This window comes from Aromatoleum bremense, from assembly GCF_017894365.1.
Taxonomy (GTDB): domain Bacteria; phylum Pseudomonadota; class Gammaproteobacteria; order Burkholderiales; family Rhodocyclaceae; genus Aromatoleum; species Aromatoleum bremense.
Genome location: NZ_CP059467.1, coordinates 2,876,150 through 2,889,048 on the forward strand (window position 1 = coordinate 2,876,150; position 12,899 = coordinate 2,889,048).

Consider the following 12,899-nt stretch of genomic DNA (forward strand, 5'->3'; position numbering starts at 1 on the left):
TCAGCCTCCGATCATGCGCGCGGCCTCGCGGTACCAGCCGTCGAGCCAGGGCGGGATGTAGAGCCCGAGCATCAGCGCGAGCCCGAGATGGACGAACACCGGCAGCAGCGCCGGCGGATGCGCGAGCGGGCGCAGCGAGGTCTCGCCGAACACCATCGGCTGCACGCGGCCGAAGATCGCGGCGAAGGCGACGCCGAGCGCGACGAGCAGGAACGGCGTCGCCCATGGCAGCTCGCGCATCGCCGTCGTCAGGATCAGGAACTCGCTCGCGAAGACGCCGAACGGCGGCATGCCGAGGATCGCGAGCGTGCCGAGCATCAGCCCCCAGCCGACCGTCGGGCTCACTTTCAGCAGGCCGCGGATGTCCTCCATCGCCTGCGAGCCCGCTTTCTGCACCGCGTGGCCGACGGCGAAGAAGATCGCGGACTTGACGAGCGCATGCACCGTCATGTGCAGCAGCCCGGCGAAGTTCGCGATCGGACCGCCCAGACCGAACGCGAACGTCATCAGCCCCATGTGCTCGATCGACGAGTACGCGAACATGCGCTTGACGTCGCGCTGGCGCGACAGGAAGAACGCCGCGACGACGACGGTGACCAGCCCGAACCCGATCATCATGCGCCCTGGCAGGCCGTTGGCGAGTGCGCCGTCGGCAAGCACCTTGACACGCAGCACCGCGTACAGCGCGACATTCAGCAGCAGCCCGGAGAGCACCGCCGAAATCGGCGTCGGGCCTTCGGCATGCGCGTCGGGGAGCCAGTTATGTACCGGCACGAGGCCGACTTTCGTGCCGTAGCCCAGCAGCAGGAACACGAACGCGAGCGACAGGATCGCCGGGTCGAGCAGGTGCTTCGACTCGGCCAGGTGAGTCCACAGCAGCGCGCCGTCGCCGCCGCCGATTGCGCGTTCCGCGGCGAGGTACAGCAGGATCGTGCCGAACAGCGCCTGCGCGATGCCGACGCCGCACAGGATGAAGTACTTCCACGCCGCCTCGAGGCTCGCCGCGGTGCGATAGACCGACACCAGCAGCACGGTCGTCAGCGTCGCCGCCTCCATCGCGACCCACAGGATGCCGAGGTTGTTGGTCGTCAGCGCGAGCAGCATCATGCCGTTGAAGAGCTGGTACATGCTGTGGAAGAGCCGCATGCGCCGCGGCGTCATCTTGCCGTGGTCACGCTCGATGCGCATGTAGGGGCGGGAGAACAGCGCGGTCGTGAAGCCGACGAACGCGGTCAGCGTGACGAGGAAGACGTTGAGCGCATCGACGAAGAACCACTCGCCCCACGCGAGCAGCGGGCCGTCGCGGATCACCTGCACGGTCAGCCACGCGGCGGCCGCGAGCGTCGCGAGACTGACTCCGGCGTTCAACTCCGGCGCCGACTCGCGCTCGCCCCACAGCGCGAGCAGCGCGCCGCCGGCGAGCGGGATCGCGAGGACGAGCAGCAGCGCTTCCATCAGTCTTCCTTGAGCTTTTCGAGATGGCGGATGTCGAGGCTGTCGAACTGCTCGCGGATCTGGAACATGAACACGCCGAGGATCAGGATGCCGACGAGCACGTCGAACGCGATGCCGAGTTCGACGATCATCGGCATGCCGGAAGTCGCTGCGGTCGCCGCGAAGAACAGGCCGTTCTCCATCGACAGGAAGCCGATCACCTGCGGCACCGCCTTCGCGCGCACGATCATCATCAGGAAGGACAGCAGCACGCACGCGAGCGCGATGCCGAGCGTGCCGCGCGCGATCGACGTCGACAGCCCGGCGATCGGCGCGGCGAGATTGAACGCGAAGATCACCAGCACGATGCCGATCAGCATCGTCGTCGGGATGTTGAAGAGGGTCTCGACGTCCCAGCGCACGTTGAGCCGTTCGATGACCCGATGCAGCAGGATCGGGATCAGGATCACCTTCAGCACGAAGGTGATCGCCGCCGAGTAGTACAGGTGGTGCTGGCCGGTCAGGTGCGCGACGACCAGGGTCGCCGCGACCAGCGCCGCGCCCTGCAGCGTGAACAGGTGGATCAGCGTCAGGATGCGGCGCTGCGCGATCATCGCGAACGCCAACACCAGCAGTACGACTGCGAACAGGTTGATCGACTGGGCGAGCAGCGAGGTCATCGGTCCTTACGCTCCGAGCAGGACATGCACCAACAGCGCGATCACCGCGAGCAGGAACGCGGTCGCGAGGAATTCCGGCACGCGGAAGAGGCGCATCTTCGCGTTGATCGTCTCGATCAGCGCGAGCAGCACGCCGCCGATCGCGAGCTTCGCGACCAGCACCGGAATCGCGAACAGGATCGCCAGCGGCGTGCCGGCCTCGGCGATACCCCACGGCACGAACAGCGCGAGGCCGATGCACGAATACGCGAAGAGCTTCAGCGACGCCGCCCACTCGACGAGCGCGAGATGGCGGCCGGAGTATTCGAGGATCAGCGCCTCGTGGATCATCGTCAGCTCGAGGTGGGTCGCCGGGTTGTCCACCGGCACGCGCGCGTTCTCTGCGAGCGACACCAGCGTGAAGGCGACGCCGGCCACTGCCAGACTCGGGTAGATCGCGAACGGCTGGTGCGCGAGCGTCTCGACAATCTTCGCAAGCGACGTCGATTGCGTGATCAGCGATGCGGAAAACAGCACCATCAGCAGCGCCGGCTCGGCGAGAAAGCCGACCAGCATCTCGCGGCGCGCGCCGAGCGTGCCGAACGAGGTGCCGATGTCCATCGCCGCGAGCGAAATGAACACGCGCGCGAGCGCGAACAGCCCGACCAGCGCGATCGCGTCGGCGGCCGGGGCGAGCGGCAGGTCGGTCGACAGCGTCGGGGCGATGCCGCACGCGAGCGCCATGCAGCCGAACATCACGTAGGGCGCGACACGGAACAGCGGCGACGCGGTCTCGGCGACGACCGATTCCTTGTTGAACAGCTTGTGCAGCACGCGGTAGGGCTGCAGCAGGCTCGGCGCGCGCCGGTTCTGCAGCCACGCGCGCCACTGGTTGATCCAGCCGGTCAACAGCGGCGCGAGCGCCAGCGCGAGGACGATTGCGAGCAACTGCGCGAAGAGGCCCGTGAGCGTCATGATTTCGCCACCAACAGCAGCACGATCAGCGTGACGAAGCTGTACAGCAGGTAGATCGCGATGCGCCCCCGCTGCAGCCGCCCGACCACGCGCGCGATGCGCTCGGTAAGGCGCGCGAGAGGCAGGTACAGCCAGTGCCAGAAGTGGTCCTCGATCGTCACGCGATATACCGGCCTCAAGTCGGACGGCGACGGCAGCTCGCGTTGCATGCGGAACACCGGCTCGAAGATCTGGCGGATCGGCTGGCCGAAGCCCTCGGCCGTGTCCTGCATGCGCGCGGTCTGCGCCGGATAGCCGCAATCCCATGGCGGCGCGCGCCGCACGCGGCCGTGATAGAGGCGGTGCACCAGCACGACCGCAAGCATCACCGCGAGACTCACGACGACGAGGAACACGAGCGGGCCGTAGCTCGCGCGCTCGAGCGAGCTCGGCGCGAGCAGCAGCCAGCCGTTCGCACGCACCATGGCGCCGATGCCGCCGCCGACGAGGATCTGCGTGACGCGGTCGATGACGCCGATGACCGGCACCGGGAACAGCCCCAGCAGCACGCAGCCGGCGCCGAGCCACACCAGGCCGGCGCGTTCGAGCGGCGACGCCGGGTGTGCTTCGGCGAGCTTCGGTTCGCGCGGCCGGCCGAGGAAGATCACGCCGAAGAATTTCACCATCGTGTAGCCGGCGAGCGCGGCGACCAGCGCGATCGCTGCGGCGAGCACCGGCACCATCATGTTGAGGAAGGAGTCCGGCAGGCCGGTCGTGAACAGGAAGCTCTGCAGCAGCAGCCATTCGGAGACGAAACCGGAAAACGGCGGCAGCCCCGAGCTCGCGAGCGCGCCGACGAGCGCGAGCCACGCGACCCACGGCATGCGCCGCATCAGCCCGCCAAGCTTGCCGAGGCTGCGCTCGCCGGTCGAGTGCAGCACCGAGCCGGTGGCGAGAAACAGCAGGCTCTTGAAGAACGCATGCGCGAGGACGTGGTACAGCGCCGCGGTCAGCGCCAGCGCGGACAGCGCGGTCATCCCGTACGCGTTGAACAGCACGCCCAGCCCGATGCCGACGAAGAGGAGGCCGATGTTCTCGATCGACGAATAGGCGAGCAGGCGCTTCATGTCGGTCTGCACCGCGCTGAACACGACGCCATACAGCGCCGTCGCCAGTCCCACTGCGAGCAGCAGTACGCCCCACCACCACTGCTGCGCGCCGAGAAGATCGAAGCTCACGCGCAGCAGCCCATAGATCGCGGTCTTCAGCATCACGCCGCTCATCAGCGCCGACACCGGCGACGGCGCGGCCGGATGCGCTTCCGGCAGCCACACGTGCAGCGGCAGGATGCCCGCCTTCGCGCCGAAGCCGAGCGTCGCGAGCAGGAACGCGACCGACGCCCACAGCGGCGGCAGCGACTGCGCGCGCATGTTGGCGAAGGTGTAGTCGCCGGTGTTCGCCTGCAGCACGCCGAAGCACAGCAGGATCGCGATTGCGCCGACGTGCGCGACGAGCAGGTACAGGAAGCCCGCTGCGCGGATCGCCGGCACGCGGTGGTTCGCCGTGACGAGGAAGAACGACGACAGCGCCATCGTTTCCCACATCACCATGAACGCATACGCGTCGTCGGCGAGCACGACCATTGCCATGCTCGCGAGGAAGAGATGGTATTCGAGGCACATCAGGCCCGGCGGCGTGCCTTCGCCGACGCGGAAATAGCCCGCGGCGAAGACCGAGATGCCGACGCCGGTCGCGCCGATCACGAACAGGAAGAACGCCGACAGGCCGTCGAGCCGCAGGTGGAACGGCAGGTCGGGCAGGCCGAGCGCGAGGACCGCGGTCTGCGGCGTGTCGAACATCGCCGCGAGCGCGAATCCGGCCAGCGCGAGCCCGAGCGCGGCGCCCGCCGGGAACAGCGTGCGGGCGACGAACGCGGTGTTGCGCAGCGCCGCGATCCCGGCGAGCCCGAGTGCGAGCCAGCCGGCGATGACGATCAGGATCCAGTCGAGAAGCAGCACGTGCGCGTGGCTTTCAGCGCCGGCGCTTGCCGGATGGCCACGGGTCGTCGCGATCCTCGCGGCGGTGGTCGAGCCGGTGCTGGATCCGCTGCGCCAGCGGAACCAGGCCGAACGGATGGTCGAGGGCGAGCGCCCGGGCGCGGTCGAGCAGTTGCGCCCGCCCCGGCGGAAAATGCGGGTCCTTGCTCGCGAACACGATGCGGTTCGAATCTTCGTCGGCGCGCACGGCGACCATCCTGCCGTCGAAGCTGTCGCGGATGCGTGACGCATAAAGCCCGTAGCGCCGGTCGCCCGACCACAGGTTCACCACCATCATGCCGCCCTCCGCAAGCATCGCGTAGCAGTGATCGTAGAAGCCGGCCGAGCACAGCTGCTCCGGCATCCCCCCGGCATCGAAGCCATCGACGATCAGCACGTCCGGCGCCTCGTCCGGATCGCGCACGTATTCGGCTCCGTCGCGACACAATACCTGCAAACGCGGTCCGTCCGGCGGGATTCCGAACGCATCGCGAAGGGCGATCACCTCCGGGTTGATTTCGACGGTGGTAACGTGCGTCCCGGGCATCGTCTTGAGACAGTACTTGAGCAGCGAACCGCCGCCCAGGCCGATCATCGCCACGTGACGCGGCGCGGGGTGGAACAGCAGGAAACCCATCATCGTGCGGGTGTAGTCGAGCGCGAGCGCGTCCGGATCGTCCAGCGCCATCTGGCTCTGGATCGTGAGGCCGTCGAACTGCAGCGTGCGCTGGCCGTCGGCGTCGACGACGAACGGATGACCATCGCCGCGCAGCGACAGCAAACCGCACCAGCCCAGAAGGGTCTCCCTGTCGCTCACCCGCGGCCTCCTTGCGTTTGCCCATTGCGTTCGCAACAGGTGCACATTACATTGCAAGCCGTAGCACTTTCAATGTTAATTTCATGTTAATCGATATGAAAGAAAACCGTACCGCCCGCCTGACGCTGCTGATCGATCCGCAGAAGAAGAAGCTCTTCGAGGAAATCTGCGCGAGCAAGGACCTGACGTCGTCGCAGGTCGTGCGCCGCCTGATCCGCCAGTACGTCCAGGAGAACGCGGGCAGCCGCGAGCTGCCGGAATGGCTGAAGGACAACGACTGAGCGCGGCTTCCGGCGCCACGCCGCTGTTGTGCCTTGCGTGCTCGGGGGGTGAAAATGACTCCCTTTTACGCCGTTTCCCGCCCGTTTCCGGCCCCGCCGGGGGCAGGCGGGCGCAGGCGCAGCGTGCTCGGGGTCTTTCCCGGTACGCATCAATAGGATGAGATTCATGCTGCTGATGATCGACAACTACGACAGCTTCACCTACAACCTCGTCCAGTACTTCGGCGAGCTCGGGGCGGACGTCAAGGTGTATCGCAACGACGAGATCACGCTCGAACAGCTCGCGCTGATGAAACCCTCGCAGCTGGTGATTTCGCCCGGCCCGTGCACGCCGGCCGAAGCGGGCATCTCGGTGGCGGCGATTCGCGAGTTCGCCGGCAAGCTCCCGATCCTCGGCGTCTGCCTCGGGCACCAGAGCATCGGCGCGGCGTTTGGCGGCCGGGTCGTCCATGCGAAGCGCCTGATGCACGGCAAGACGTCGCCGGTGTTTCACGAAGGGCAGGGCGTGTTCCGCGGGCTGCCGAACCCGGTCACCTGCACCCGCTATCATTCGCTCGCGATCGAACGCGAGAGCCTGCCCGACTGTCTCGAGATTACGGCGTGGACCGAAGACGGCGAGATCATGGGCGTGCGGCACCGGACGCTCGCGGTCGAGGGGGTGCAGTTCCACCCCGAGTCGATCCTTTCCGACCACGGCCACCAGCTGTTGCGGAACTTCCTCGAACAGAACTGAAACCGGCGGCGGGACGCCGTGAAACGCTCCCGCGCACTTTTACGAATTGCTCCTACAGGCCCACCATGACCATCACCGCCCAGGAAGCGCTGCAGCGCACGATCGACCACCGCGAGATCTTCTATGACGAAATGCTGTCGCTGATGCGCCAGATCATGGCCGGCGAGATCTCGCCGGTGATGACCGCGGCGATCCTCACCGGCCTGCGCGTCAAGAAGGAGACGATCGGCGAGATCACCGCGGCGGCGACGGTGATGCGCGAGATGTCGACGCCGGTGCGCGTCCCGGGGGCGGACCAGAACTTCCTCGATGTCGTCGGCACCGGCGGCGACGGCGCCAACACGTTCAATATCTCGACGACGACGATCTTCGTCGCCGCGGCCGGCGGCGCGCGCGTCGCGAAGCACGGCGGGCGCAGCGTGTCGTCGAAGAGCGGCGCCGCCGACGTGCTCGAGGCGCTCGGCGTGAAGCTCGGGCTAACGCCGGAGCAGGTCGCGGAATCGATCGAGGCGACCGGCATCGGCTTCATGTACGCACCGGCCCACCACAGCGCGATGAAGAACGTCGCGCCGGTGCGCCGCGAAATGGGCGTGCGCACGATCTTCAACATCCTCGGGCCGCTCACCAACCCGGCCGGCGCGCCGAACACGCTGATGGGGGTGTTCCATCCCGACCTCGTCGGCATCCAGGCGCGCGTGATGCAGCGTCTCGGCGCGGATCACGTGCTGGTCGTCCATGGGCTCGACGGCATGGACGAAGTGAGCCTCGGCGCGGCGACGATGGTCGGCGAGCTGAAGGACGGCGAGATCCGCGAATACCAGATCCACCCGGAGGACTTCGATCTGCAGATGGTCGGCAGCCGCAACCTGCGGGTCGAAACTGCCGAGGAATCGAAGGCGGTGCTGCTCGGCGTGCTCGACAACCAGCCCGGTCCGGCGCGCGAGATCGTCATCCTCAACGCCGGCGTGGCGCTCTACACCGCGAACCTCGCCGATTCGATCGACATCGGCATCCGGCGTGCGCGCGAGCTGATCGCGAGCGGCGCGGCGCGCGCGAAGCTCGACGAGTTCATCGCCTTCAACCGCAAGTTCGCGTGAGCGCGACGATGAGCGACATCCTGAACAAGATCCTCTCGGTCAAGCGCGACGAAGTTGCCGCCGGCAGCGCGGCGCGCCCTCTGGCGCGAGTCCGCGCCGAAGCCGAAGCGCTCGCTGCGCCGCGCGATTTCGTCGGCGCGATCCGCGCGAAGATCGCCGCGGGAGACGCTGCGGTGATCGCCGAGATCAAGAAGGCGAGTCCGTCGAAAGGGGTGATCCGCGAGGATTTCCGCCCCGCCGAGATCGCGTTGCAGTACGAGCGCGGCGGCGCGGCCTGCCTGTCGGTGCTGACCGACCAGCAGTTCTTCCAGGGGGCGCCGGCGTATCTGCAGGCGGCGCGGGCGGCCTGCAGCCTGCCGGTGCTGCGCAAGGATTTCCTCGTCGACCCGTGGCAGGTGTATGAGGCGCGTGCGATGGGCGCGGATGCGGTGCTGCTGATCGTCGCAGCGCTCGACCTCGCGGCGATGCGCGACATGGAGGCGGTCGCCGGGAGCCTCGGCATGGCGGTGCTGGTGGAGGCGCACGACGCGGCCGAACTCGACATCGCGCTGCAGCTCTCCACGCCGCTCGTCGGCATCAACAACCGCAACCTGCGCACGTTCGACGTCAGCCTGCAGACGACGCTCGATCTGCTCGCGCGCGTGCCGGCGGAGCGCATCGTCGTCACCGAGTCGGGCATCCTCGCGCCCGCGGACGTCGCGCTGATGCGGGCGAACGCGGTCAATGCCTTCCTCGTCGGCGAAGCGTTCATGCGCGTGCCGGACCCGGGTGAGGGATTGCGCTCGCTGTTCGGCTGAGCCGGACCGACGATGGCGCCCGCAGTCGAGACTTCGGTGCGGCGCCGGTTTTTCCGCATCGCGGGCGGACTGCTGCTGGTCGTGCTGCTGCTCGTCGTGGCGGCGGCGCTGTTTGCGACGTGGCTGGTGCGCGCCGAATCCGGCCTGCGCTTTGCCGCCGACGCCGTCGGACGCCTGAGCGGCGGGCAGGTCGTCGTCGTGAACGCGTCCGGCCGTCTCGCCGGACCGCTGCAGCTCGATGCGCTGCGCGTCGTCACCCCGGACCTGCGGCTGCGGATCGGCAACCTGGCGCTGCAGTGGAACGCGGCGGCGCTGTTCGACCGCCATCTCGACATCGCGTCCCTCGCGATCGACGAAATCACGCTTGCGCGCCGGCCCGCTGACGCGCCCGCCCCCGCGCAAGGTCCTCCTGCCACGCTCGAACTGCCGTTCTCGCTGTCACTGCGGGCGCTGCAGGTCGGGCGCGTCGCCGTGCTCGACCGGCCGGCGGAAGGCGGCGAGGCGGTGCCGGTCGACGCAGTGAAGTTCGAACTCTCGTCGCTCGCGGCCACGCTCGCGAGCGACGGCCGGCACCACCGCGTCGAAGCCCTCTCCGCCACGCTGCCGTTCGGTCAGGCCAGCCTGTCGGGCGAAATGGACGGCGGCGCCGCGCCGTTCGCGCTGTCGGCCAGCGGCGTGCTGCAGGGCGAGCGGGCCGGCCGTGCCTACACGCTGAACCTTCGCGCCGACGGCGACCTGGTCACTCCGCACCTGCTCGTCGAGGCCGAGGGCGCGGGGCTTGCCGGCAGCGCCGATGTCGTCGCCGCGCCGTTCGAGCCGGTGCCGCTGCGCCGCCTCCAGGCCGCGCTCGGCGATATCGATCCGTCCGCGTTCCAGCCGGCCGCGCCACAGGCCGCGCTGCGCCTCGAAGCCGACCTCACGTCGGCCCCCGGCGAAGCGTGGGTGCTCTCCGGGCCGGTCACGATTGAAAACCGGGCGCCCGGCACGATCGACCGCAACGCGCTGCCGGTCGAGCGCATCGCGGCGCAACTGCGCTGGACGCCGGCTGAAACGAGTGCCGATTCGCTGCTCGTCGAACTTCCCGGCGCCGGCACCGCCGCGGGAAACGTCCACTGGTCGCCGGATGCCGACACGGCGTTCGGGCGCGTGACCGCGATGCTGCAGCTCGCCGGCATCGATCCTGCCCGGCTCGACGCACGCCTGCCGAAAGGCAACGTCGCCGGAACCGTCGAAGCGGCAGGTGACGCCTCCCAACAGACGGCGCGGTTCGACCTGCGCCTTGGCGCTGCGCGGATCCGTGCCGATGGCGAACTGACGGCGCCGACGGATGACGGTGCGCGAACCCTCGTCGCAACCGGCCAGCTCGCGGCGTTCGATCCGCACGCGCTGCTCGCCCGCGCGCCTGCCGCGAGCCTGAACATGAGCTTCGAACTGCGGGGTGCGCTGGGCGAGCGGCGGCGTTTCGACGCCCGCTGGCAACTGCAGCCGAGCCGGCTCGAAGGCCGGCCGCTGAGCGGAAGCGGCCACGTCGTCATCGACGGCGAGCGGCTCGCCGACAGCGACCTCGACCTGACGCTCGCCGGCAACCGGGTGCAGGTGAAAGGCGCGTGGGGCGGGCGCGGCGACGAGCTGGAGATCGACGTCGATGCTCCGGCGCTCGCCGCGCTCGGCGACGAATTCGGCGGCCGCGCACGGATCGAGGGGACTGTGAGCGGCACGCTCGAACGCCCCGGCGCGACGTTCGACCTGTCGGCGGCGGCGCTGCGCCTGCCGGGCGGGCTGCGGGTTGCAGGACTCGGCGCGCAGGGGCGGTTCGCCGACGGCATCGACGGGCCCCTCGAACTCGCGCTCGACGTCACCGGATTGGGCCGCGGCGAGGACGAGAACCTCATCGACCGCGCGAAGCTCGGCGTCAGCGGGAAGGGTACGGACCACATCCTCGACTTCACGGCGAGCGGCCTCGAGGACGACACGCTGCGCATGCGCCTCGCAGGCGGCCTGGTGAGGAAGCCCGGTGCCGCCGGTTCGGCCGGTTCGGCCGGTTCGGCCGGCGCCGCAGGCGAAGGGGGCGGCGCGGCCGGGCCGGACTCCGCGCCGCCCGGCGAGCAGCGCTCCCGCTTCGCGTGGCAGGGGCGCGCCGTGACGCTCGAGACCGGCGGGCGTTTCAAAGCGCGGCTGACCTCGCCGGCGCAGCTCCACATCGAGTCCGAACGCGTCGCGCTGGGGACGGCCGCGTTCGACGCCGGCGAGCGCGGTCGCATCCGGCTCGACGAAACGCAATGGACGCCGCAGCTCATCGCCGCACGCGGTTCGCTGACCGGTCTCGCGCTGCGCCTCGCGAGCCGGCCGGACGGACGCCGCGAGGGACGCATCGGGCGCGAGCGGGGGGCGCTGGTGCTCGGCGCCGAATGGGACCTGCAGCTCGGCCAGAGCGCGAACGGGACGGCGCGGGTATTCCGCGAGTCGGGCGACCTGAGCGTCAGCGGCGAGCTCCCGGCGCGGCTCGGCCTCGAACATCTCGAAGCCCGGTTGACCGTGCGCGACAACCGCCTGGCGCTGTCGCTGGACGCGCGAGGGTCCGAACTCGGCGAACTGGTCGGTTCCGCAACCGCGCTGGCGGAGCGCGACCCGGGCGCGGGCTGGCGGCTCGCGCCGGACGCGGCGCTGCTCGGCTCGGCGCGGCTGGCGATGCCGTCGATCGCGTGGCTCGGGCGCCTGATGCAGGAAAACATCGTCACCGGCGGCAGCCTCGCGGCCGATTTTGCGCTCGCCGGCACGCCGTCCGACCCGCGCGCGAGCGGCAGCATCGACGGACGCGCGCTGTCGGTCGCCCTCGTCGACGAAGGGCTGCAGCTGACGGGCGGCGAACTCCGCGCGGAGTTCGATCGCGACCGGCTGCGCCTCGTCCGGCTCGAATTCGTGTCGCCGAATCGCGTCCGGCCCGCCGACGGGCGCGTGCCGGTGGCGCGCTTCACGCGCGAGCCGGGCCGCCTCACCGCGTCGGGTGAAATCGCGCTCGACAGCGGAACGGGCAGTTTTCGCTACCAGGCCGACCGCCTGCCGATCCTGCAGCGCCCCGACCGCTGGCTGATCCTGTCCGGCGGCGGCACCGCGCGCAGCACGTGGACCAGCCTCGACCTGGAGGCAGAGTTTCGTGCCGACGCGGGATACATCGAACTGGCCGATTCGCCGCCGCCGAGCCTCTCCGAGGATGTCGTGATCCTCGGGCGCGAAACGCCGTCCGGCAAAGGCGGCTTCAAGCTCGCTGCCGACGTGCAGGTCACGCTCGGCGACAACCTGTACCTGTCGGCGCTTGGCGTCGACACGCGGCTCGCGGGCGAGCTGCGGCTGCGCGTGCGCGATGGCGAGCCGCTGAGCGCGGTCGGCACGATCGCGACGGTCGGCGGCACCTATCAAGGCTATGGCCAGAGCCTCGTGATCGAGCGCGGCCGGATCAATTTCCAGGGGCCGCTGAACAACCCGGGCCTGAATATCGTTGCGTTGCGCAAGGGGCTCGCAGTCGAAGCCGGGGTCGCGATCGTCGGCAGCGCGAGGCGGCCGCAGGTGCGGCTGGTGTCCGAGCCGAACGTGCCCGATCCGGAGAAGCTGTCGTGGCTCGTCCTCGGCCGCCCGCCGACGGCCGGCGGCGGAGCGGACCTCGGCCTGCTGCTGCCGGCCGCTCAGGCCCTGCTCGGCGGGCCCGGCGGCGGCATGACCGAACAGCTGTCGCGCAGCCTCGGCTTCGACCAGTTCTCGATCGGGCAGGGAGAACTCACCAGCGTCACGCGCGGCGCGACGAGCCGCGTCGTCGGCGAAGGTTCGGTCGTGACCGGCGAAGGCACCGTCAGCGGACAGGTGCTGTCGCTCGGCAAGCGCCTGTCGTCGGACCTTTTCCTGTCGTTCGAGCAGAGCCTCGGCGGCGCCGAAAGCCTCGTCAAGCTGACCTACCAGCTGACCCGGCAGGTCTCCGTCGTGGCGCGCGGCGGCAACGACAACTCGGCCGACGTCTATTACACAATCTCCTTCAAATAACCGGGAATGGACGTGCCGCGGCGCTGTCATACCAGCAGCGATTCCCAAGGAGGTAATCC

General features: G+C 69.4%; 10 protein-coding genes. 5 read left to right on the forward strand and 5 right to left on the reverse strand.

The features are described from left to right. From pbN1_RS13495 to pbN1_RS13515, 5 genes are read right to left on the reverse strand one after another with little or no spacing between them, the layout of a single operon-like run. Positions 1 to 1,455 carry a hydrogenase 4 subunit F gene (locus pbN1_RS13495; protein ID WP_169201330.1) on the reverse strand — a complete coding sequence of 485 codons (1,455 nt, stop codon included), beginning with the start codon at positions 1,453 to 1,455 and terminating at the stop codon, positions 1 to 3. After that, complete coding sequence (locus pbN1_RS13500; RefSeq protein WP_169201329.1) at positions 1,455 to 2,114, reverse strand: formate hydrogenlyase; 660 nt, start codon at positions 2,112 to 2,114, stop codon at positions 1,455 to 1,457. Before pbN1_RS13500 ends, pbN1_RS13495 begins: the two co-directional genes overlap by 1 nt. A 6-nt stretch (positions 2,115 to 2,120) precedes the next feature. Further along, positions 2,121 to 3,068 carry a respiratory chain complex I subunit 1 family protein gene (locus pbN1_RS13505; protein WP_169201328.1) on the reverse strand — a complete coding sequence of 316 codons (948 nt, stop codon included), beginning with the start codon at positions 3,066 to 3,068 and terminating at the stop codon, positions 2,121 to 2,123. Further along, on the reverse strand, positions 3,065 to 5,065 hold the full coding sequence (gene hyfB / locus pbN1_RS13510; protein WP_169201327.1) for a hydrogenase 4 subunit B: 2,001 nt from the start codon (positions 5,063 to 5,065) through the stop codon (positions 3,065 to 3,067). The genes pbN1_RS13505 and hyfB overlap by 4 nt, the downstream gene beginning before the upstream one ends. A 13-nt stretch (positions 5,066 to 5,078) precedes the next feature. Continuing rightward, entirely contained in the window at positions 5,079 to 5,900 is an 822-nt protein-coding gene (locus pbN1_RS13515; RefSeq protein ID WP_169201326.1) for a spermine/spermidine synthase domain-containing protein, read from the reverse strand. A 95-nt stretch (positions 5,901 to 5,995) separates the two neighbouring features. On the opposite strand from pbN1_RS13515, the gene pbN1_RS13520 reads away from it, so the two are divergent. The 5 genes from pbN1_RS13520 (at position 5,996) to pbN1_RS13540 (ending at position 12,840) form a co-directional block, all read left to right on the forward strand. Continuing rightward, entirely contained in the window at positions 5,996 to 6,181 is a 186-nt protein-coding gene (locus pbN1_RS13520; RefSeq protein WP_169201325.1) for a CopG family transcriptional regulator, read from the forward strand. Between the two features lie 166 nt (positions 6,182 to 6,347). Further along, positions 6,348 to 6,914 carry an anthranilate synthase component II gene (locus pbN1_RS13525; RefSeq protein WP_169201324.1) on the forward strand — a complete coding sequence of 189 codons (567 nt, stop codon included), beginning with the start codon at positions 6,348 to 6,350 and terminating at the stop codon, positions 6,912 to 6,914. Between the two features lie 65 nt (positions 6,915 to 6,979). Then, positions 6,980 to 8,011: an anthranilate phosphoribosyltransferase gene (gene trpD, locus pbN1_RS13530; protein ID WP_169201323.1), complete on the forward strand. Its 1,032-nt coding sequence runs from the start codon at positions 6,980 to 6,982 to the stop codon at positions 8,009 to 8,011. Between the two features lie 8 nt (positions 8,012 to 8,019). Then, complete coding sequence (trpC, locus tag pbN1_RS13535) at positions 8,020 to 8,808, forward strand: indole-3-glycerol phosphate synthase TrpC (protein ID WP_169201322.1); 789 nt, start codon at positions 8,020 to 8,022, stop codon at positions 8,806 to 8,808. A gap of 12 nt (positions 8,809 to 8,820) precedes the next feature. Continuing rightward, on the forward strand, positions 8,821 to 12,840 hold the full coding sequence (locus tag pbN1_RS13540) for a translocation/assembly module TamB domain-containing protein (protein ID WP_169201321.1): 4,020 nt from the start codon (positions 8,821 to 8,823) through the stop codon (positions 12,838 to 12,840). Positions 12,841 to 12,899 lie beyond the last annotated feature (59 nt).